The organism is Pseudomonas sp. Pseusp49, from assembly GCF_059491875.1.
This window is the reverse complement of the sequence record NZ_CP168514.1, coordinates 4,900,166-4,922,720: the sequence shown is the minus strand read 5'-3', so window position 1 is coordinate 4,922,720 and position 22,555 is coordinate 4,900,166. Positions and strand designations below refer to the sequence as shown.

The window sequence follows — 22,555 nt, the reverse complement described above, 5'->3', positions numbered from 1 at the left end:
GCCTACTCCTTGGCAACGCGTTTCATGTCCGCATCCATCATCATGCGGATCAAGGCATCCAGGTCGGTTTTTGGCTTCCAGCCCAGCACACGCTGGGCCTTGGCCGGGTTGCCGAGCAGCACTTCCACTTCGGCCGGGCGGAAGAACGCCGGGTCGATCTTCACGTAGTCGCGGTAGTTCAGGCCCACATGATCGAAGGCGATCCGGCACATCTCGCGTACGGTGGTGGTCACGCCGGTGGCCACCACGAAGTCGTCGGGTTTGTCCTGTTGCAGCATCAGCCACATGGCTTCGACGTAGTCCCCGGCAAAACCCCAGTCGCGCTTGGCGTCTATGTTGCCCAGGCGCAGTTCCTGCTGTTTGCCCTGTTTGATCCGGGCGGCGGCGTCGGTGACTTTGCGTGTCACGAACTCGATACCGCGCAGCGGTGATTCATGGTTGAACAGAATCCCGCTGCTGGCGTGCAGGTCGAAGCTTTCACGGTAGTTCACGGTAATCCAGTGGCCATACAGCTTGGCCACGCCATAAGGGCTGCGCGGATAGAACGGCGTGTTCTCGTCCTGCTGCTCGGCCTGGATCAGGCCGAACATTTCACTGGTGGACGCCTGATAGAAACGTGTGTGCGGACTGAACTGGCGGATCGCTTCGAGCAAGTGCGTAACGCCCAGGCCGTCGACGATGCCGGTGGTCACCGGTTGATCCCAGGAGGCCGCGACAAAGCTTTGCGCGGCGAGGTTGTAGACCTCGTCCGGCGCTGACTTGATCACCGCACGCTGCACTGAACAGGCATCGGCCATGTCGCCATCGAGGTAGACGATGTCCGCCTCGACCCCCATCTCGCGCAGGCGCCAGCGCGAGTCGCTACTGCGACGCGCGACCAGACCGTGGACTTTGTAACCCTTGTCGAGCAGCAGTTTGGCCAGATACGCGCCATCCTGGCCGGTGATCCCCGTGATCAATGCACTTTTAGTCATACTTGTCGTACTCGCTTCTCCCAGTCGGACAGGATCGCCCGCAGGGATTGTTGTGTTGTGATTTCAGACTTCCATCCGGTGGTCCGGGCCAGTCTGTCAGGGCTGCCACACACCCGACGCTGATCCGCGCGGCGAAGTCGCGCAGGGTCCTGGACCAGTTGCAGGTCGACCTGGGCAAGATCTGCCAATTGTTCGATCAGACTGCGAATGCTCTGCTCGCGTCCCGAGCAAATGTTGTAGACCTGCCCCGGTATGCCTTTTTCCAGCAAGGCCAGGTAGGCCGAGACCACGTCCGCGACATCAAGGAAGTCGCGCGTGACGTCGATGTCCCCGACCTCCAGTCGTGGCGCTTGCAGGCCTTGCTTGATCCGGCAGATCTGGTGCGCGGCGCCGGCAATGACGAAGCTGTCTTTCTGCCCGCTGCCGATATGGTTGAACGGGCGGGCAACCAGCACAGGCCAACCTTCGCTCAGGCCCCATTGCAGACTCAGGAACTCGGCCGACAGTTTGCTCACGGCATAAGGATTGCGCGGGCAGGGGGGCTGCAATTCAGTGATGGGCAAATGCTCTTCAGCGACCTGGCCATAGACATCACCGGAGCTGACGTACAGAAACGTGCCGGTGAACCCGCGTGCCTTGAGGGCTTGCAGCAGGTTCAGGGTGCCCAGCAGATTGATGTTCAGGGTGCCGGCCGGATCACGAAAGGCCTCCGGGACGAACGTCTGGCCGGCCAGGTGAATCACCGCATCGGGCATTTGCGGCCACAAGCCTTCAAGGCTGTCCGGCGCAGCAAGATCGTAGCGGCAAGGAACCGGCAGCAGCTCCCATTCCGAGGTATCAGCCTGCAAACGCGATTGGATGTGTTGTCCTACGAATCCACTCAGACCCGTGACAAACAGACGTTTTTTCAAACAGCGACCCCTTGGTCATGCATTTCATCCATTTTCCACAGGCTCCATGGAAAAACTTGCGAGCGACATGATCGCTCGAATGGTGGGTGAAATGTTTGTTGTAGTTGTTTGGTAGCCAATCTGTGCCATTTGCTCGGCAATTTCAACAAGTCCAATCGTGACTGATCGGTTCTCGTCAGCGTACCCCGATTTATTCTCGTCGGGCGGTTCACGAATCATCAACGGATGTGGTTAGAATGCCCCTCGTCACGATTACCCGGGGTTCGGCAGCGTCACTTCGAAACTGCGAGAAACTGACCACTAAAACAAGAACGTAGACGAGCAGGAAGACGATGGGCGAGCGCTGCTAAACGCGGGCTCGAACCCTGTCCTCCCCGTCATAGCGTGAGGCTGCCGGGATGGCGGCGTCACCGTGGGGTGCCATGAACTTCATTCTTTACTCCGACGTCAACGACAGCTCCATCAGCCAGAGTCTCGGCCGTCCCGAGTACAGTTACTACTTCGTGCTCAAGGCGTATCGGCCGTTGTTCGAAAGCCTGGGACCGGTGCACGTCGTGTCATCGGCCTCTGAAGTCGATCCGCTGTACCGACAGTTGCAGCAGGCCGGTCAGGACTGCCTGTTCATTTCGTTCGCGCCACCGCACAAGACTCCCACTGACTTGCAATGTCCGATGGTGTGCGTGGTCGCCTGGGAGTTCGACACTATTCCCGCCGAGCACTGGGACAACGATCCGCGGCAGGACTGGAGCCGGACACTGGCACGCCTGGGGCGGGTGATCACCTTGTCCACCCACACTGCCGAGGCCATCCATCGAACCTTGGGCGACGACTTCCCGGTGCTGGTGCTGCCGACGCCTTTGTGGGAACGCTTCGCCGACATTCGCCAGCAGTATCCCGGTGCGCCGGTGAACGCCGGTGCCACGCTGCAGATCAAGGGTTGCATCCTGGACAGCCGCGCGATGGGGTTGTCCGCCGATGGCCTGATCGCGCCGATCATCGAGCAACCACCCGTGGAAATCGTTGAGCCGGAGCCAATACCAGAACCAGAACCAGAACCAGAACCGCAACCCGCGCCGCCGTTGACCCTGCGGCGACGCCTCTTCATCACAAGGCATTACGTGCTGCTGTGGTATTGCGAAGCCATTCGCGATCTGGTGCCGGATGCCGTTCGCCCATGGCTGGCCAGGTTTCGCAGGCCTCAGCCGTTGCCGATCGAATCTGTCGTCAGCGTACCCTCCGTGCCGGATGAACCCGCCCTCAGCGCAGCTTGCGCGCAGGACGAGCATCCACAAGCGGCTTTCCCTGACACCAGCCAAACGGTCGAAATCGAGGTCGACGGCGTCATCTACGTGAGCGTGTTCAACCCTGATGATGGTCGCAAGAACTGGCACCACCTGATCACGGCGTTCTGCTGGGCGCTGCGTGATGTAGAGGACGCCACGCTCGTGTTGAAGATGACCCAGAACGACCTGTCGACCTATTACGTCGAGCTTATCACCTTGCTGTCCCAACTCTCGCCCTTCGCCTGTCGCGTGGTGGTCATGCACGGTTATCTGCAGGACGAGCAGTTCGCCCGTCTCTATGGCGCGGCGAGTTACTACGTCAACGCGTCACGCTGCGAAGGCCTGTGCCTGCCGCTGATGGAGTTCATGTCGTGCGCCCGGCCGGTGATCGCCCCGAACCACACGGCGATGGGCGACTATATCGACGAACGTGTGGCCTTCGTCGTCAAGTCCAGCCAGGAACCGACGATCTGGCCGGAAGATGCGCGAATCCTGTATCGCACCCTGCGTCACCGTCCGGATTGGGGTTCGTTGAAAACGGCTTATGAGAACAGCTACGCCATGGCAAAAAACCGGCCGGACGCCTGGCAGGCCATGGCGGTCGCGGCCAGCGAACGCATGCACGAATACTGCAGCTTCGCGCCGGTGCAGCAGCGGCTGGCGCTGTTCTTCAAACAGGAATCCGTCCGTGATGTCGTGCCGGTGGTTGCCGAAACGGGAGCTGCATCGTGCTGATCATCATTCATTCGGAAACCAACAAGAGCAACATCCAGCAGAATCTGGGGCGACCCGAGTACAGCTATTACTTCGTCCTCAAGGAATTCCGCCCGGTGCTCGAACGGCTGGGGCAAGTGATCGAGGTCAGCAACCCGGACGAGTTGGTCGACCGGCTGTATTTCGATTGCCTGGGCCGGGGCGAAGACTGCGTGTTCCTGTCCTTCTCCCCGCCGCATCGCACGCCGGTCCACTACGCGTGCCCGACGATTCCGGTGTTCGCCTGGGAGTTCAGCACCATTCCCACCGAGAGTTGGCAGAGTGAACCGCGACATGACTGGCGGATGGTGTTGGGCACCTGCGGGACGGCGATCACCCACTCCAGTTTTACCGTGAATGCCGTGCACGATGTGATGGGCCGCGATTACCCGATCAGCGCCATCGCGGCCCCCGTCTGGGACCGTTTTGCCGCCCGCGGTGAGCTGCTGGACAAGCGTCCGGTCGTGGGCCCCACGCGCCTGAACCTGCGCGGGCTGTTGATCGACAGTCGCACGGCGGACTTGCGCCCCTATGGCCCCGAGCGTTTGCGCGAGGGCACGCCGATCGCCTTCGATCAACCGCCGCGCGACTGCGAGCTGTTGCTCGAGGGCGTGGTCTACACCTCGGTGTTCAATCCGTACGATGGCCGCAAGAACTGGAAGGACATGATCAGTGCGTTCTGCACTGCCTTCCGCGATACACCCGACGCGACCCTGGTGCTCAAGCTCACGCACCATGACATCGCCAATGCACTGACCGACATGATGCACCACGTCTACAAGAACCAGTCCTACCAGTGCCGCATCGTGTTGATCCACGGCTATCTGGCCGACATCGACTACGAGCGCCTGGTCGAGGCCACCAGTTACGTCGTCAACTGCTCCTATGGTGAGGGGCAGTGCCTGCCGTTGATGGAGTTCATGTCCTGCGGCAAGCCGGCGATTGCGCCGCTGAATACCGCAATGGCCGACTACATCGACCGTGACAACGCGTTTATCGTCGAAGGCACCGACGAGCTGACATCCTGGCCCCACGATCCTCGTGCAGCCTATCGTACCCTGCGCTACGTCACGGACTGGGACTCTCTGTGTACGGCTTTTTCCGCCAGCCATGACGTTGCCAAACAGGACGTCGAGCGCTATCAGCGGATGTCGGCCCATGCCGTTCGCAGCCTGCAGGGATTCTGCAGCCAGGCCGTTGCCGAGCAGCGCCTGAAGGCGGTGTTCGAGCAGTTGCTGCAACGGCGTGAAGCAAACTGCGCACAAGCGTCGGACACATGATCCGGCGCCTGCTTGCGAAGTTACGACCCGCACCGGCAGCGGTCGCCCCACCAGAAAAGCGAGTCTCGCCCAGGGACATCGGTTTGTACGATGCCCTGCTCGACGGCTGGTTTCTGGGCGACAGCGGCGAATTGCTCAAAGGGTTTGCCATCACCGCCGACGACACCTTGCTGGATGTCGGCTGTGGCGAAGGGGTCGCGACCTTGTTTGCGGTGCGTCAAGGCGCTTCGGTGATCTTCACCGACAGTGAACACGACAAGGTCCGCGACCTGGCGCTGCAAGTGCAAGCGCAGTCGGATAAAGCGAATCTCGGTCTGGTCAGCAACAGCCTGCCGCTGCCATTGGCCGATGGTTGCGCGAGCAAAGTCGTGTGCATGGAAGTGCTCGAGCATATCGACCAGCCGGAACCCTTCATGGCCGAGCTGGTGCGTATGGGCCGCCCCGGCGCGCAGTACCTGCTGAGCGTACCGTCGCCGGTGGGCGAGCATTTGCAGAAAGGCATCGCCCCGGCCAGCTACTTTCAATCGCCCAACCATGTGCAGATATTCACCCCCGAGCGGTTCGCCGCGCTGGTGGAGGACGCAGGCCTGGTCATCGAACATCGCCAGGCCACCGGGTTTTTCTGGGTCATGGGCATGATTTTTTTCTGGGCCAGTGAACGGGCCGCCGGGCGCGACCTGGGGGGTGCGGTTCGCGACCGGATCCAGGCGCCGTACCCGCCGCTGATGGAGAGCTGGGCGAAAACCTGGCAGGACTTGCTGGCACAGCCCGACGGGTTGGCGATCAAGCAGATGCTGGACCGGTTCATGCCCAAGAGCCAGGTGATCATTGCTCGAAAACCTCATGTCCGGGAGGGCGCATGAGCAACGAAAAACGGATCATGGACATCGAACTGTTGCGCGGCATCGCGGTGCTTGGCGTGCTGTTTCATCATTTGCAGGACAGCCTGTTCGCGGCGGCTGTGCCCTTGCTGCAGGCCATCACGCTGTACTGCCAGCCGTGGTGGGGCGTGGATCTGTTTTTCGCGATCTCGGGCTTTGTCATTGCCCGCAGCCTGATCCCGGCCATGCGCCGCTGCACAACGCGCCGGGAGTATTGGCAACAGACGCGCAATTTCTGGTTGCGCCGGGCCTTTCGATTGCTGCCGTCAGCCTGGTTGTGGCTGGCGCTGATGTTGCTGGCGTGCCTTTTTCTCAACCGCTCCGGCGCCTTCGGCACCCTGCACGCGAACCTTCAGGCGACCCTGGCCGGTGTCGCGCAGTACGCCAATTTCCGCTTTGCCGACAGTTTCTATCGCTACGAGTACGGCACCAGTTTCGTGTACTGGAGCCTGTCGCTGGAAGAGCAGTTCTATCTGCTGTTCCCGCTGATGATCGTGCTGTTTCGCAAACACCTTGTGTGGCCTTTGCTGGCGCTGGTTGCGGTGCAGTTGTTCACCTTGCGCACGCCGATCCTGATGGTGGTGCGCACCGACGCGCTGGCCCTTGGCGTGCTGTTGGCGATGTGGAGTACGCAACCGTCGTACCTGCGCTGGGAGCCAACATTCCTGCGTCGTCCATGGGCGGGTGTTGCCGCACTGATCACGGTGTCGCTGCTGCTCAGCTACATGGCCACGGATCGCTTTACCTTTACCCATTACCGGATCGGTGTGATCGCGGTGCTGTGCGCAGTGCTGGTCTGGATCGCTTCCTACAACCGCGATTACCTGTTGCCGCGCGGTGTGTTCAAGCACCTGATGACGTGGGTCGGCAGCCGTTCCTACGGGATCTACCTGATCCATATCCCGGCCTACTTGCTGGTACGTGAATTCATTTTCCGTTTGCAGGCTGCCGGGCTGCCCAGCCCGGCTGGCCATCCGATACTGATGTTGCTGATGGCAGGCGGCCTGATCGTGCTGCTGAGCGAACTCAACTATCGCTACATCGAAATGCCCATGCGCAACCGCGGCGCCTCGCTGGTCAAACGCCTGGGCACCTCCCGAACAGCCGTCTCATCCTCTGGAGCCACCTCATGCTGAGCCTTTTGAAGAAACTCACGGCGGGCACGCCCGCGCCTGTGCAGCCAGAGATTGCGCCTGCCCCACCCCTGGCGGAGAAGGTCGACCCCTATATGCTCGGCCTGCACGACGCCATGCTCAGCGGCTGGTTCAATCAGCAGACCGGCGAACTGTTCAGCGGTTTCCCGGTGACCCCCGAGGACACACTGCTGGATGTGGGCTGTGGCGACGGCGGCAACGTGCATTTCTGCGGGATGCGCGGAGCGAAGATCATCATCGCCGATATCGACGCGGCCAAGGTCGAAGCGACCCGCCAGCGCTTGAGCGATACACCGGCCCGCGACGTCGAATGCCACGTCACCGATTGCAACCCGCTGCCGATTGCGGATGCGACCGCCACTCGGGTGGTGTCGACCGAGGTCATCGAGCATGTGGACGATCCGGTCCAGTTCCTCGCTGAACTGGTGCGAGTGGGTAAACCGGGAGCGTTGTATCTGCTGAGCGTCCCGCACCCCAGCTCCGAAGACCTGCAGAAAGACATCGCGGCGGCCGAGTACTTCCAGAAGCCCAACCACATTCGCATCATCAGCGAAGCGCAGTTCAAGGCCATGGTCAGCGATGCCGGCCTGGAAGTGATCAGCCACAGCCAGTATGGATTCTACTGGTCGATGTGGATGCTGCTGTTCTGGGAAGCCAAGGTCGACTTCAGCAACCCGGACCATCCATTGCTCAACCACTGGGCGGACACCTGGCAGGCGATCCTGGCTTCGCCGCGGGGTACACAGATCAAGCAGGCGCTGGATGCGGTGGTAGCCAAGAGCCAGGTGATCATTGCGCGTAAACCCTGATTGGCCAACGGTGGGGGTGACGGTCTGCAACAGGCCGTCAGGCACAGCCATGGATGCCGTCCCGTAGCATCGCATCAAGCCGGATCAGCAAAGTCCGCCAGGCTGCGGGGGCAGGCAGCCCCTGGCAAATGCGGCCGGTGCAACAGGGCCGCCCCTCTCTCCATAAATGGGGCATTACACCCACCCAACTGGGCGGTTACCACCAAAGTTGAGGAATATTCCCCCCTCACGCTTCCTCTTGCTTGAAACATTCTGAAACAGCCTGTTCATTAATCTGAGCTTTTTCTTCGCCCTGGGTAATGGCTCATTTGTTGCACCACCTCAGGCACCCGAAACAGCCGTCGTCCCGGACATCATGGAGACGCCAGGGCTTGCCGGATTCGGCCGGACGCGAGGGGTGAAAAATGAAACATGCGACATCAACCTTGAGCTCCATCGCCTCTCATGAGGAGCTTCTTATGAGTCCCACGATCAAGATTGGCATTGTTGACGATCACCCACTGTTAAGGGATGGGGTCACAATGGCGCTGAAGAAAATAGCTGACTTTCAGGTGGTCGAGCAGGGCGGGTCTGCCGATGATGCCATGGAAATAGCCGCTCGTTTTGCTCCGGATGTCTTGCTGATGGATGTCAATATGCCGGGCGACAGCTTTGCTGCCGTGCGAGCGATCTCGGCGTCTTCACCGGCCGTTAAAGTATTGATGCTGACGGTATCCGAGTCCATCGAGGACGCCTATTCCGCTCTCGAAGCGGGCGCGCAGGGATATGCGTTGAAAGGCATCAGCGGTCTTGAGCTTGTGCAAGCCATCAGAAATGTTGCCGGAGGTGAAACCTTCATTACCCCTAAACTTGCCGGCAGGCTGTTGAGCAATATCAGAAAGAATGCGGGTGACAAGCCAAAGGTCGAGCTGACCCATCGCGAAGAACAGGTTATCCGAGAGGTATCGAAGGGCCTGACCAACCGCGAGGTGGCTATCAAGCTTGAGCTCTGCGAGAAGACCATCAAGCACTACATGACGAATGTCATGTACAAGCTGCGCGTTCGTAACCGGACGCAGGCGGTGGCTGCAGTGATACGGCATTGGGAGAGTGACCATATATCCAGCCTGTGTGGTGCTCTTCAACGCCGCGACTGGAATGACAACAGGAAGTCGAATAACGAGCCATAAGCGCTTGCGGTGACTTGGGCGCAACGATCAATCTGGTACGGGTTATCAGATTTTGAACTGCGCCCTGGCTTTGGTTCCGGCATTGGGAGCCGATTCAATGCTGAATACGCCGCCGAGGGATTCGACGCGATAGCGCATGCCGACAAGACCCAGACGAGTTCTGCCTCGACCTGGCACACTCGGTTTCTCGGTTGAAATACCCATCCCCGCATCCTCGACTTGCACTTCCAGCAATCCTTCAGAGTGCGAGGCGCTGAGTTTTTGGCCTTTTCCCCCGGCGTGAACATAGGCATTGTTCAACGCTTCCTGAGCGAAGCGGTAAATACCAATTTTAAGCGCTATCGGTACATCCTCCGCAAGCGTACCAAGGTGCAGCTCGACTTGCGTCTCGGTTCGCTCTTCGTGCCGCTCGGCCAGCAATACCAGGGCATCGTGCAGGGTCAGGTCATTGACTTCCGGAAGTGCCAGGCCAAGTGATATTTCCCGCACTTCGTTTAAAGCATCCTCGCCGGCACGCCTGATCATTTCCAGGGCTTCTACATCCGAGGCGCCTTCCGAAGATTCGAGCTCTTCAAGGCGAAGGAGAATAAGTGCCAACAGCTGGGCAGGACCATCATGCAGATCGGCCCCGATCCGCCGCAGAGTAAGTTCATTGATTCTGGAGAACTCGCGATTGGCTTTAGTGACTTTGCGCTGAAGGGCGGCATTGTTTGAGTGCAATCTGGTTTGCTCATCCATTCGCCATTTAAGTGCTGTTTCATGCAGTTTTATTATCTTGTCACCACGCCGAACGATAAAAAACAACAGTAAAATCATGGCTGTCGTTGCTGCCCCGACAATCGCCCACACTTTCTTGCGAACGTTATTGATTTCGCGCTGTAACGCCTCCGCGGTTTCGTAGAACTCACCCACCGCAATAATCTTTCCAGTACCCGCTTCGCGCAGTGGAGCAAATATTTCATAGAACGGAATATTCAGGCTTCGCTCAAAGGCATCTTCAATATCGTCCACCGCATAACTTCCAGGATCATTGTCGAACTCTGTATGGATCTTGCCGGTCAGCGCCTGTGAGATCTCCTCTGTCGGAAAGGTTTTCTGCACCGTGGATTTGTCGGTGCTGTAGACAATCATGCCGTCCGGCAACCAGATCTTCACCGAGACAACATGCGTACTGAGTGAGGTGCTGGACAGCAGGTGGTCAATGGTCTGAATGGTTTCATCGGGGAGTTCCTTTGCCGTGGTCAATTCCTGGACGAAAGGTTCGAGAAAGTTCTGCATGTAACGCGCGCCCGTCTCTGCCGCCGTTTGAACCGCTGCATCTTCGATGCTCTGGCTTACGAGATTGCCAACGAACGTCATGGTCAAGCCCAGAATGATTGTGGCGCAGATCACGAACTGGGTTGAGCGGCTCAAATGGCGCAGTTTCGCACCGCTGCCCGGTCTCCCGGGCCCTGTGCCATGGGACTTTAGGCCAGGGTCCGATTCGACCAAGGTCTGATCCGATTCGTTGACCAAGGTCTCGGAATTTGGCTGGGCTTTCGTCTCTGTACACATCCGGGTAGCCCTTCAATACTCATTTTCAATGGAGTGTAAAACTGGTGTTTGAGGTTGAGGGCGGGAGGCGCGATGAGTATTTTAAAAAGATTCTCAAACAGACTGGGTAATCGTTACTTCCGGCCACAACAGCCTGGGGTTATTACCCATAGTGCTCAGCTCAATCAAAACCAAACCAATGGTTTGAATGATTTCCTGACGCCTCCAGCAGGCGTGAGCAACCACTCTCCCATACATACTAGTCAATTCGTAGTCGATGCCAGTTTTCTCATGGATAAAAGGCTTGTTGACGAAGCCGCATGGACGCAGAACCGTGCCATCACCCCTCAGGAAGTCCCGGACTCTGATCGCTGGATGTGTGGCATCTGTGACAAGCCCCCCATGCCTGAGAGTGCTCCATGGACAGATGCATAAAGCCCCGATACGTGACGGGGCCATTAGCAAGTCACACCTTCTATTCGACCTGCGTTCATGGGCCGTCGCCTCCTTGAGACGCAATACCCGCCTGTAGATACGGTTGTCACGGGGAATCAATCCTCAGTCGAGCACTGCTGATTGCACGCAATCGGGCAAGGGTTCGGTGCGGCCGTGGTACCAGGTCCCGTCGTGCAATTTTCGATTTTCTGTTTATGGGGTTCAGCACTAAACCACGCGTTTGCAGCGGTGTTTTATGCGTGTGGTTTCCTGATTGCCAAGCATCGAGGAAACAGCCATGGCCAGCTTCATCAAGTCCGATCTAGAGTTCATTCTCGAACAAATCTTCATCTCCGAACGGCATGCGGCAGGCGAGAGTCTGATAGACATGCTGCCGAACGTAGAAGTCCCCTTCGGCCTGCGCACCGTAACCGGCATCTACAACAACCTGGCCAATCCACAGTTCGGTGCCGCCGACAATTTCTTCCCGCGCATGACGACGCCAGTGTTCAATACCGCGCAGGTCCAGCCGGTCGGCTTCTTCGGGCCCGCCGACCCTGGCGGAACCACGCCGACCTCCTACCTGCAGACCAGCGGTGCCGTCTTCGACTCGCAGCCGCGCACCATCAGCAACCTGATCGTGGACCAGACCGCCAACAACCCGGCGGCGGTCGCGGCCGCAGCGGCTAATCCGGATTCACAGGTCGTCACCAGCCCAGGCCTGGATGGCCTGTTCGGCACCGCCGACGACGTTTCCGTCTTCCAGATCCCCAACATTACGCCGGACGCGGGCCTGACCGCGCCGTTCAACCAGTGGATGACGTTCTTTGGCCAGTTCTTCGACCATGGCCTTGACCTCGTGACCAAGGGCGGCAGCGGCACCGTGTTCATTCCGTTGCAGCCGGACGACCCGCTTTTCGTGCCGGGCAGCCCGACCAACTTCATGGTGCTGACGCGCGCCACCAATCTGCCTGGCCCCGACGGCATCCTGGGCACCGCCGATGACATCCACGAGCAGAGCAACACCACCTCGCCGTTTGTCGACCAGAACCAGACCTACAGCTCGCATCCGTCGCACCAGGTGTTCCTGCGTGCCTATGAGCTCAACGCCGCGGGCGATCCGGTCGCCACCGGCAAGCTGATCACCAATCGTGACCTGGGCGTCGATGGGCATTTCGGCACTGCCGATGACGTCGAAATCGGCGGCATGGCCACCTGGGCGGTCGTCAAGGCCCAGGCCCGTGATCTGCTCGGCATCAACTTGACCGATGCAGACGTGTTCGACGTACCGTTGCTGGCGACCGATGCCTACGGCAACTTCATCAAGGGGCCCAACGGTCTCCCCCAAGTCGTGATGAAGGGCGTGGACGGCATCGCCGGCACCGCCGATGACGTGCTGGTCGAGGGTAACCGGGCCGCGCCGATCAGCCTGACGAACGCTGTTCGCACCGGCCACCAGTTCCTCATCGACATTGCCCACAGCGCCGACCCCACCGGCGGTCTGACGGCTGACGCGGACACCGTCATTGGCGGCCCGCAAGCCCCCGGCACCTACGACAACGAACTGCTCGACAAGCACTACATCGCCGGTGATGGCCGCGTTAACGAGAACATCGGCCTGACCACGGTGCATGAGATCTTCCACAGTGAGCACAACCGGCTGATTGACCAGACCAAGGAGACAGTGCTGGCCTCCGCCGACCTCGACTTCCTGAACAAGTGGCTGATGCCCGACGCCCAAGTGACCGCGCTGCCCGTGACGCCGGCCGACATCGCAGGCCTGCACTGGAACGGCGAGCGGTTGTTCCAGGCCGCCAAGTTCGGCACCGAGATGCAGTACCAGCACCTGGTGTTCGAGGAGTTCGCGCGCACCATCCAGCCGCAAGTGGACGTGTTCCTGGCGCCTATGGGCAACGACACCACCGTCAATCCGGCGATCGTCGCCGAGTTCGCGCACACGGTCTTTCGCTTCGGCCATTCGATGCTGCTGGAGACGGTCGATCGTTTCGACCCCAACTTCAATGTCGTCGGCGATGGCAATCCGGTTGACCCTGGCAATCAACAGACCGGCCTGATCGCGGCCTTCCTCAACCCTCTTGCGTTTGCTGCAAGCGGCCCCACGCCGGAGGAGGCGGCTGGCGCCATCGTGCGCGGTGTCACACGGCAGGTCGGCAACGAGATCGACGAGTTTGTCACTGACGCTCTGCGCAACAACCTGGTCGGCCTGCCGCTCGACCTTGCGGCGCTCAACCTGGCACGCGGCCGCGAAACCGGCATCCCGTCGCTGAACGCGGCGCGGCGTGAGTTCTACCACATGACCGGCGACAGCCAGTTGACCCCCTACACGAGCTGGGCCGATTTCGTGCAGCACATGAAACACCCGGAATCGCTGATCAACTTCATCGCCGCCTACGGTACGCATTCAACCATCACTGGCGCTACGACGCTGGCGGACAAGCGCGCCGCGGCTGCGGATCTGGTGCTCGGCAGCGCCACGGCCCCGGCCGATCGCCTGGACTTCCTGAACAGTACCGGTGTCTGGGCCAGCAACGCCGGTGCGGACGGCATTCTGCACACCGCAGATGACGTGACCACTACCGGCCTGGACTCCATCGACTTCTGGATCGGTGGCCTGGCCGAGGAGAAAATGCCCTTTGGCGGCCTGCTGGGTTCGAGCTTCAACTTCGTCTTCGAAACCCAGTTGGAAAACCTGCAGAACGGCGACCGCCTGTACTATCTGGCCCGCACCGCAGGCCTCAACTTCGGCACTGAACTCGAGAACAATTCGTTCTCCAATCTGGTGATGCTCAACAGCAACGCCACACACCTGGCGGCCAACATATTCCAGACACCGGCCTTCACCCTGGAGGTCGACCAGACGCAGCAATTCAACCCGAGTGTGGTGGCCGGTCCGGACGGCATCGTCGGCACGGCCGACGATCTGCCCGCCAACGCCGACCCGTTTGGCCCGTCGGAGCACCCGATCGGCTCACCAAGGATTGACCATATCACGCCGCTGGTGATCCGCGACAACCCCGACACAGTGGGCCCCGATACCAATTACCTGCACTACACCGGCGGCGACACGGTCGTGCTGGGCGGTACGGCCGGCAACGATATCCTCATTGCCGGTGACTCGGACGACGACACGGTCTATGGCGACGCCGGCAACGATCGGCTCGACGGTGGCTACGGCAACGACAACGTCTTTGGCGGTGCCGGCGACGACATCATCACCGACATCGGCGGCAGCGACACCCTGCGCGGCGAGGACGGCAACGACGTCATCCAGGCCGGCAACTCGACCTTCGGTCTCAACAACCTGGTCTTCGGCGGCGCTGGCAAAGACTTCATCATCACCACCGAAGACATCACGATGACCTTCGCCGGCGCGGGCGACGACTTCATCCTCGGCGCCAAGGTCAACCTCGCACCGACCGGCAACGAAGGCGACGACTGGATCGAAGGCGGCACCCAGGACGGTGCGCCCGGCGATAACATGAGCCCGACTCTGACCGACGATGTGCCCGGCAACGACATCTTCATCGGCACCGGCGGATTCGATGAAATGATCGGTGAAGGTGGCGACGACGTCTTCGTCGCCAGCGATGCCCAGGACAAGATGGACGGCATGTCCGGGTTCGACTGGACCACCTACAAGAATGACAAGTACGGCGTGACCGTCGACATGGTCGTTCCCTTCTTCAGCCCCTATCACGCGGTGCCCAATGCGGCGGGCGATATCGTGGGTGCAGTAGGGCAATCGCCCGATGCGGTCTATGACCGGTTCGCGGAAGTGGAGGGCCTGTCGGGGTCGGCCTTCTCCGACTTCCTGCGCGGCGATGAACAAAACGCGGCCATCATCGCCAACATCACGGCCAGGGGCAGCATCCTCACCAACTTCGATCTCGTCAGCGGCCTGCGGGACTTCGTCGGCAGCGCCGGTTTCGGAGCCGACGGTATCGGGGGCACGGCCGACGATCAGTTCGGCGCGGGCAACATCATCCTCGGCGGCGATGGCAGCGACATCATCGAAGGCCGTGGCGGCAGCGACCTCATCGACGGCGACAAGTGGCTCAACGTGCGCATCAGCGTGCATCAGAATCTGGATGGCACCGGGCCGGAGATCGCCAGCTTCGACAGCATGACGCAGATGATCCCGCTGATGTTGAACGGCACCTACAATCCGGGCCAGCTCGTCGCCGTGCGGGAGATCCTGCCGGGCGTGGGTGGCTTCGACACCGTCAACTTCCTGGGCCCACTGGCGAACTACACCGTCTCCGTCAACGATAACGGCACGGCGCTCGACTTTAGCGACGACATCGTCAGCGTGACCGACAATGTCGGCAAGGAAGAAACCGACCGTCTCACCCACATCGAACGGCTGCAGTTCTCCGATCAGTCGATGGTCCTCGTGCCCGGGCTCAACGCTGAGCCGGTGGGTGCGCTGACGGTGGATAACACCGCGCCGACCGTTGGCCAGACGCTGACCGTGTCGGCGGCAGGCCTCAGCGATGCCGACAACGCGGGCGGGGCGATCCACAACTCGATCAGTTACATATGGCAGTTTGAAGCGACACCGGGTTCGGGCGTGTTCGAGGACATCATCCTCGGGCCAGGCCGCATCGGTATCGGATTTACCCGAGCTGACGCGCCCACGCTCACGGTGACCCCGGATCTTGCCGGCCTGGCCGTGCGCGTCAAAGGCATTTATGCGGACGATCATGGCGTGACCGAGCAGGTATTCTCGGCACCGACCACGGCAATAGTGGCCGCGGCGCCAGCCCCCGCACCAGCGCCTTCGCTGATCGATCCGCAGACCAGTGCCCCGAGCAACGGTGTGCGTTACACGCAATCGGACCTGGCGTTCATCCTTGACCAGATCAAGATAGCCGAACACCACGCGGCCGGTGAGAACCTGGTTTCTCTGCTGCCGAACATACGCGTGCCCTACGGTTTGCGCACGGTCGAAGGGACGGAAAACAACCTGCTTCATCCCGAGTTCGGTGCCGCCGATAATGTATTCCCGCGCCTGACCACGCCGGACTTCCGCCCGGCCGACGCCGGCACGAGTTACACCCAGACCAGCGGCCTGGTGATCGACTCGCAACCGCGCACCATCAGCAACCTGATCGTCGACCAGACCGCCAACAACCCGGCAGCGGTCGCGGCCACCTTCGACCCTGGCCTGGATGGCATCCTCGGCACGGTTGACGATGTCCTCAAGGCCGGCGCGCAGGTGGTGACCGGAACCCGCACCGACGGCAGCACGTTCCAGACCTTCTTCGACCCGAACGTGAGTCCCGACGCGGCCCTGACCGCGCCCTTCAACCAATGGATGACCTTCTTCGGCCAGTTCTTCGACCATGGCCTGGATCTCGTCACCAAGGGCGGTTCGGGCACCGTGTTCATTCCGCTGCAGCCGGATGACCCACTGTTCGTGCCCGGCAGCCCGACCAACTTCATGGTGCTGACGCGCGCCACCAATCAGCCCGGCCCCGATGGCATCCTGGGCACGGCCGACGACATCCACGAGAACACCAACACCACCTCGCCGTTTGTCGACCAGAACCAGACCTACAGCTCGCATCCTTCGCACCAGGTGTTCTTGCGTGCCTATGAGCTCAACGCAGCGGGCGATCCGGTGGCCACCGGCAAATTGATCGAAAATCGTGATCTGGGCGCCGATGGCGTGTTCGGCTCTGCCGACGACGTCCAGATCGGCGGCATGGCCACCTGGAAGGTGGTCAAGGCGCAAGCCCATGATCTGCTCGGGATCAATCTCACCGATGCCGATTTCGATAACGTGCCGCTGCTGGCGACCGACGCCTACGGCAATTTCATCAAGGGGCCGAACGGCTTCCCTCAGGTGGTGATGTTGGGCCCGGACGGCATTGCCGGCACGGCCGACGATGTGCTCGTTGAAGGCAATCCGGCGGCGCCCATCAGCCTGGCCAACGCCGCGCGCACTGGCCATGCCTTCCTCAACGACATTGCGCACACCGCCGTTCCGGTGGACGACCAGACCGGCGCGGCACTCCTGCCCGATGCCGACAATGTCGTTGGCGGTACGCCTGCGCCGGGCTTCTACGACAACGAACTGCTGGACGCGCACTACATCGCCGGCGACGGCCGGGTCAACGAGAACATCGGCCTGACCACCGTCCACTCGATCTTCCACCATGAGCACAACCGCCTGGTCGATCACACCAAGGAGGTGGTCCTGGCGACAGCGGCAAGCGGCGATGTGTCGTTCCTCAACGAGTGGCTGCTGACGCCCGTCACTGCCGTTCCCGCCGACACCTCGACCCTGGACTGGAACGGCGAGCGCCTGTTCCAGACGGCGAAGTTCGGTACCGAGATGCAGTACCAGCACCTGGTGTTCGAGGAGTTCGCGCGGACCATCCAGCCGATGGTCGATCCCTTCTTCGCCCCGGGCCAGGTGTACGACACCGCGATCGATCCGAGCATCGTTGCCGAGTTCGCACACACCGTCTATCGCTTCGGGCACTCGATGCTGCTGGAGCAGGTCGACCGGCTCGATCCGAACTTTGCCTCGAGCGATATCGGGCTGATTCAGGCCTTCCTCAACCCGCTCGAGTTCGCGGGCAGCGGCCCCACTCCGGAAGAGGCGGCCGGTGCCATCGTGCGTGGCGTGACCCGCCAGGTCGGCAACGAGATCGATGAGTTCGTTACCGAAGCCCTGCGCAACAACCTGCTGGGCCTGCCGCTCGATCTGCCCGCCATCAACCTGGCGCGTGGCCGCGATACCGGCGTTCCGTCCCTGAACGCGGCGCGGCGGGAGTTCTATGGGCCCACCGGCGACGCAGAGCTCAAGCCCTACACGAGCTGGGCTGATTTCGTGCAGCACATAAAACACCCGGAATCGCTGATCAACTTCATCGCCGCCTATGGCACGCATTCGAGCATCACCGATGCCATTACGCTGGCGGACAAGCGCGCAGCGGCTTCGCTGCTGGTGCTCGGCGGTGCGGGGGCGCCGGCCGATCGCATCGACTTCCTCAACAGCACTGGCGCCTGGACCAGCACCGCGGGTACGGACGGCGTTTTGCACACGGCAGACGATGTGACCATCACCGGCCTGGATGCGGTCGACTTCTGGGTTGGCGGGCTGGCCGAGGAGAAGATGCCCTTTGGCGGCATGCTCGGCTCGACCTTCAACTTCGTCTTCGAGAACCAGATGGAGAAACTCCAGGACGGTGACCGCTTCTACTATCTGGAGCGCACCGCCTCGATGGACTTTGGCGCCGAACTGGAGAACAACACGTTCGCCTCGCTGGTAATGGCCAATACCGATGCCACACACCTTTCGGCCAGAGTCTTCCTGACGCCGGCCTACACGTTGGAGGTCAACCAGGCGAACCAGTACAACCCCAGTGTGATTGCCGGACCCGACGGCATTGTCGGCACCGCCGACGATCTGCCGGCCAATGCCGATCCGTTTGGTCCGTCGGACCACCCGATTGGCTCACCGCGCACTGACTTCCTCACGCCACTGGTGATCCGCGACAACCCCAACACAACGGGCCCGGATACCAACTACCTGCACTACACCGGTGCCGATACGGTCGTGTTGGGCGGTACGGCCGGCAACGACATCCTCATAGCCGGTGACTCGGACGACGACACGGTCTACGGCGATGGCGGTAACGACCGGATCGATGGCGGATACGGCAACGACCAACTCCTTGGCGGTACCGGTGACGACATCATCACCGACATGGGGGGCGACGATGTCATCCACGGTGAGGACGGCAACGACGTCATCCAGGGCGGCAACGGCCTCAACCTGATCCTCGGCCAGGCCGGCCAGGACTTCATCATCACCGGTGAAGACGCGGCTGACTCCAGCGGTGGCCTGGGTAACGACTTCATCCTCGGCAGCAAGGCGAACGAATTCGCGCGCGGTGGCGAAGGCGATGACTGGATCCAGGGCGGATCCGCCGATGGCGTTGCCGGTGACAACTTCGACCCCTTCGGCAACGATCCGATCAATGGCAACGACGTCTTCATGGGCGATGGCGGACCGGACAACTTCGACGGGGAGGGCGGCGATGACATCATGGTCGGCAGTCCCAGCGAGGCGGACCGTTTCATCGGGTTCTCCGGGTACGACTGGGCGACCTACAAGGATGATCCGAGCGGCGTGACCATGGACCTCAACTCCAGGCTGCGCTTCTTCGATCAACCGGCGGTGCCTGGTTCCAACGCGTCGATCCTTGCCCGGCTGGACCTGGTGGAAGGGCTGTCGGGATCGGCCCATGCCGACTTCCTCAGCGGCGATGACTCCACTGCCGACTTGCTCGCCGTCGCTGGCGCCAAGGGCAGCGTGCTCACCAACTTCGACCTGATCAGCGGTCTGCGGGACCTGGTCGGCAGCGCCGGTAACGGCGCGGATGGCATCGCCGGCACGGCCGACGACAAGTTCGACGGGGGCAACATCCTCCTGGGTGGCGCCGGCAGCGACATCATCCAGGGCCGCGGCGGCGACGACCTGATTGACGGCGACAAGTGGCTCAACGTGCGCATCAGCGTGCGGCAGAACATCGATGGCACCGGTCCGGAAATCGCTACCTTCGACAGCATGACACCCCTGGTCCCGCTCATGTTGAACGGCACCTATAACCCCGGCCAGCTCCAGATCGTGCGCGAAATCCTGACGGCGACCGGTCCCGACTTCGACACTGCGTTGTTCTCCGGCAACCTGGCGGATTACACCGTGGTGGAAAACGTCAACGGCACCTTTACGGTCACCGACAGTGTCGCCGGCAGGGACGGGACCGACACCCTCAGCCATATCGAGCGGTTGCAGTTCTCCGATCAGGCGCTCGTGCTCGGCGGTTTGAACGCGGAGCCAGTCGGTTCGCTGAGGATCGACGATCCAACGCCCTCCGTCGGCCAGCGGCTGACGGTATCGGCGGCTGACATTACCGATGCCAACAATACCGCGACCGGTGGCGCGATCACCGGGCCGATCAGTTACTTCTGGCAGTTCGAAGCGCGCCCGGGCTCGGGTGTCTTCGAAGACATCACCTTCTTTGCCGCCGGCGAGGTCGCGCGCGCAGAGGGCACGACTGTCACGGTGGGCTCGGAACTCAGGGTCCCACCACCGGCGACCCTCATCGGCGCCGTACCGGCTATCCCGGAACTCGTCGTGGCAGCGGGTCTGGCCCTGCGCGTCAGGGCAGTCTACAGGGACGCCAATGGCGTGCTGGAAGAGGTGTTCTCGGCGCCCACCGCACCGATCGCGCCGGCCGGTACCGGCACTGTCAATGTCCTGCCGGTCGGAACGGTGCTGATCAGCGATACGACCCCGGCGAAAGGCTCGGTACTCACCGCTACGGATGCGTTCACCGACGCCAACGGGACCACGACCTCGGTGATTGCCCATCAGTGGCAGGTGGGGAGCGGCGCGATCTTTACCGACATCGCCGGCGCGACGGGCGCAACCTTCACGCCCGACCAGGCACAGGTCGGCCAGCAACTGCGTGTCGTCGCCAGCTACACCGATGACCTCGGCACACTGGAGCGAGTCACCTCGGCTGCAACGACAGTGGTCAGTGATGTGTTTGTCGGTACCGCCGGTGTCGACGTATGGACCGGCACGGCGGGCGACGACGTGGCCAGCGGAGGTGCTGGCAACGACATCCTGAACGCCTTGGGCGGCAACGACATCCTCAATGGCGACGCGGGCAACGACTTCCTCAATGGCGGTACGGGCAATGACCAGATGGCGGGTGGAACCGGCAACGATACCTACCGCGTCGATTCAGTCGGGGACGTAGTGACCGAGTTGACGGGCGAGGGTCAGGATTCGGTACAGACCACGCTGGGCAGTTACACACTGGGCACTAATGTCGAGCATCTGATCTACCTCGGCGCCGGCAACTTCACCGGCAACGGCAACGCGCTGAACAACGTCATCACCGGTGGGGTGGGTAATGACATTCTCAACGGCGGTGACGGCAACGACACATTGATCGGTGGTGTCGGTAACGACGTCCTCACTGGCGGTGCGGGCAATGACGCAATGGTCGGCGGAGCCGGCAATGATACCTTCCGCGTCGACTCAGCCGGGGACCTGGTGACCGAGGCGGCGGGTGGGGGAGCGGACTCCGTACTCACGACGCTGAACAGCTACGCGCTGGGCGCCAATGTCGAGCACATGCTCTTCACCGGAACCGGCAACTTCGTCGGTATCGGCAACGCGCTGAACAACGTCATCACCGGCGGGGTGGGCAATGACACCCTCAACGGCGCTGACGGCAACGACACCTTGCTCGGTGGAGCCGGCAACGACTTCATCATGGGCGGTGCGGGCAATGACCGGATGGTCGGCGGCGTCGGTAACGACACCTTCCGCGTCGACTCAACCGGGGATCTGGTGACCGAGGTGGCGGGTGAGGGTGCGGACTCCGTACAGACGACACTCAACAGCTACACGCTGGGTGCCAATGTCGAGCACATGATCTTCACCGGAATCGGCAACTTCGTCGGCAACGGCAACGCGTCGAACAACGTCATCACCGGCGGGACGGGTAATGACACCATCAGCGGCGCTGACGGCAACGACACCTTGCTCGGTGCAACCGGCAACGACTTCCTCATTGGCGGTGCGGGCAATGACCGGATGGTCGGTGGCGTCGGCAACGACACCTTCCACGTCGATTCGAGCGGAGACCTGTTGGTCGAGACGGCGGGTGAGGGGGAGGACTCCGTACAGACGACACTCAACAGCTACACACTGGGTGCCAACGTCGAGCACATGATCTTCACCGGCGTTGGCAACTTCGTCGGCACCGGCAACGCGTCGAACAACGTCATCAGCGGCGGGGTGGGTAACGACACCCTCAACGGCGCTGACGGCGGCGACACCTTGCTGGGCGGCGCAGGCAACGACATCCTCGATGGCGGTGCCGGCAACGACGCTATGACGGGTGGTGCCGGCAACGACACGATGTTTGCCAGCACTGGCAACGATATCTTCGTGTTCGCAGCGGCCTTCGGCAATGACCGGATCGTCGGCTTCGATACCGACGCGGCGGGCGGTCAGGATCTGCTCAATATCGCCTCGTTGAACATCACGGCAGCGACCTTTGGCAGTAGCGTCAACGTCGTCGATCTCGGTGCGGATACGTTGGTCAACTTCGGCGCTGACTCCATCACCCTGGTAGGTGTGGCCGACGCAACAACCGTTACGGCCTCGGACTTCATCCTGGCCTCTTGAGGTCCTGACAAGTCCTGTCGCAGGGAGTGTGGAAGACGGAGGGGAGGGCACTGGATGCCCTCCCTTTCTCATTCCGTTCAATTGCCCAATGGGCATCGGGGGGGGGCAGCAGCGTACTGGAGCTC

The 22,555-nt window shown here is 61.4% G+C and carries 11 protein-coding genes; 8 read left to right on the top strand and 3 right to left on the bottom strand.

Features of this window, described 5'->3' with window-relative positions; translation table 11 throughout:
* Positions 1 to 2 precede the first annotated feature (2 nt).
* Positions 3 to 974 carry a GDP-mannose 4,6-dehydratase gene (gene gmd / locus ACEN83_RS21785; RefSeq protein WP_495578407.1) on the bottom strand — a complete coding sequence of 324 codons (972 nt, stop codon included), beginning with the start codon at positions 972 to 974 and terminating at the stop codon, positions 3 to 5.
* Positions 971 to 1,885, bottom strand: a complete 915-nt coding sequence (locus tag ACEN83_RS21780; protein WP_495578406.1) for a GDP-mannose 4,6-dehydratase — start codon at positions 1,883 to 1,885, stop codon at positions 971 to 973. Before ACEN83_RS21780 ends, gmd begins: the two co-directional genes overlap by 4 nt.
* Before the next feature lie 422 nt (positions 1,886 to 2,307).
* Here ACEN83_RS21780 and ACEN83_RS21775 point away from each other — a divergent pair, with 422 nt between their 5' ends.
* From ACEN83_RS21775 to ACEN83_RS21750, 6 genes are all read left to right on the top strand, one after another.
* The gene (locus ACEN83_RS21775; protein ID WP_495578405.1) at positions 2,308 to 3,903 is read left to right on the top strand and encodes a glycosyltransferase; all 1,596 of its coding nucleotides are present in this window, start codon (positions 2,308 to 2,310) and stop codon (positions 3,901 to 3,903) included.
* The gene (locus ACEN83_RS21770; protein ID WP_495578404.1) at positions 3,897 to 5,201 is read left to right on the top strand and encodes a glycosyltransferase; all 1,305 of its coding nucleotides are present in this window, start codon (positions 3,897 to 3,899) and stop codon (positions 5,199 to 5,201) included. Before ACEN83_RS21775 ends, ACEN83_RS21770 begins: the two co-directional genes overlap by 7 nt.
* Positions 5,198 to 6,064: a class I SAM-dependent methyltransferase gene (locus ACEN83_RS21765; RefSeq protein WP_495578403.1), complete on the top strand. Its 867-nt coding sequence runs from the start codon at positions 5,198 to 5,200 to the stop codon at positions 6,062 to 6,064. The genes ACEN83_RS21770 and ACEN83_RS21765 overlap by 4 nt, the downstream gene beginning before the upstream one ends.
* Entirely contained in the window at positions 6,061 to 7,218 is a 1,158-nt protein-coding gene (locus tag ACEN83_RS21760; protein ID WP_007970673.1) for an acyltransferase family protein, read from the top strand. The genes ACEN83_RS21765 and ACEN83_RS21760 overlap by 4 nt, the downstream gene beginning before the upstream one ends.
* Positions 7,212 to 8,045, top strand: coding sequence for a class I SAM-dependent methyltransferase (locus tag ACEN83_RS21755; protein ID WP_495578402.1), 834 nt, complete (start codon positions 7,212 to 7,214; stop codon positions 8,043 to 8,045). Before ACEN83_RS21760 ends, ACEN83_RS21755 begins: the two co-directional genes overlap by 7 nt.
* 458 nt (positions 8,046 to 8,503) lie before the next feature.
* Positions 8,504 to 9,214 (top strand): response regulator, encoded by a 711-nt coding sequence (locus ACEN83_RS21750; RefSeq protein WP_495578401.1) that lies wholly within the window; start codon positions 8,504 to 8,506, stop codon positions 9,212 to 9,214.
* A 45-nt stretch (positions 9,215 to 9,259) separates the two neighbouring features.
* On the opposite strand, the gene ACEN83_RS21745 is transcribed toward ACEN83_RS21750, so the two are convergent.
* A complete protein-coding gene (locus ACEN83_RS21745; protein ID WP_495578400.1) occupies positions 9,260 to 10,768 on the bottom strand; it encodes a sensor histidine kinase in 1,509 nt (502 codons plus the stop codon).
* A 72-nt stretch (positions 10,769 to 10,840) separates the two neighbouring features.
* Between ACEN83_RS21745 and ACEN83_RS21740 the strand changes: the two genes are divergently transcribed.
* Both ACEN83_RS21740 and ACEN83_RS21735 read left to right on the top strand, forming a co-directional pair.
* Entirely contained in the window at positions 10,841 to 11,182 is a 342-nt protein-coding gene (locus ACEN83_RS21740) for a hypothetical protein (RefSeq protein WP_495578399.1), read from the top strand.
* Positions 11,183 to 11,480: 298 nt separating this feature from the next.
* Positions 11,481 to 22,430, top strand: coding sequence for a peroxidase family protein (locus ACEN83_RS21735; protein ID WP_495578398.1), 10,950 nt, complete (start codon positions 11,481 to 11,483; stop codon positions 22,428 to 22,430).
* Positions 22,431 to 22,555: the final 125 nt, after the last annotated feature.

What these genes read in the sequence shown, in the direction of transcription:
- gmd (WP_495578407.1), bottom strand. Translation starts at nt 974, where the DNA reads ATGACTAAAAGTGCATTGATCACGGGGATCACCGGCCAGGATGGCGCG.
- ACEN83_RS21775 (WP_495578405.1), top strand. Translation starts at nt 2,308, where the DNA reads ATGAACTTCATTCTTTACTCCGACGTCAACGACAGCTCCATCAGCCAG.
- ACEN83_RS21765 (WP_495578403.1), top strand. Translation starts at nt 5,198, where the DNA reads ATGATCCGGCGCCTGCTTGCGAAGTTACGACCCGCACCGGCAGCGGTC.
- ACEN83_RS21760 (WP_007970673.1), top strand. Translation starts at nt 6,061, where the DNA reads ATGAGCAACGAAAAACGGATCATGGACATCGAACTGTTGCGCGGCATC.
- ACEN83_RS21755 (WP_495578402.1), top strand. Translation starts at nt 7,212, where the DNA reads ATGCTGAGCCTTTTGAAGAAACTCACGGCGGGCACGCCCGCGCCTGTG.
- ACEN83_RS21750 (WP_495578401.1), top strand. Translation starts at nt 8,504, where the DNA reads ATGAGTCCCACGATCAAGATTGGCATTGTTGACGATCACCCACTGTTA.
- ACEN83_RS21745 (WP_495578400.1), bottom strand. Translation starts at nt 10,768, where the DNA reads ATGTGTACAGAGACGAAAGCCCAGCCAAATTCCGAGACCTTGGTCAAC.
- ACEN83_RS21740 (WP_495578399.1), top strand. Translation starts at nt 10,841, where the DNA reads ATGAGTATTTTAAAAAGATTCTCAAACAGACTGGGTAATCGTTACTTC.
- ACEN83_RS21735 (WP_495578398.1), top strand. Translation starts at nt 11,481, where the DNA reads ATGGCCAGCTTCATCAAGTCCGATCTAGAGTTCATTCTCGAACAAATC.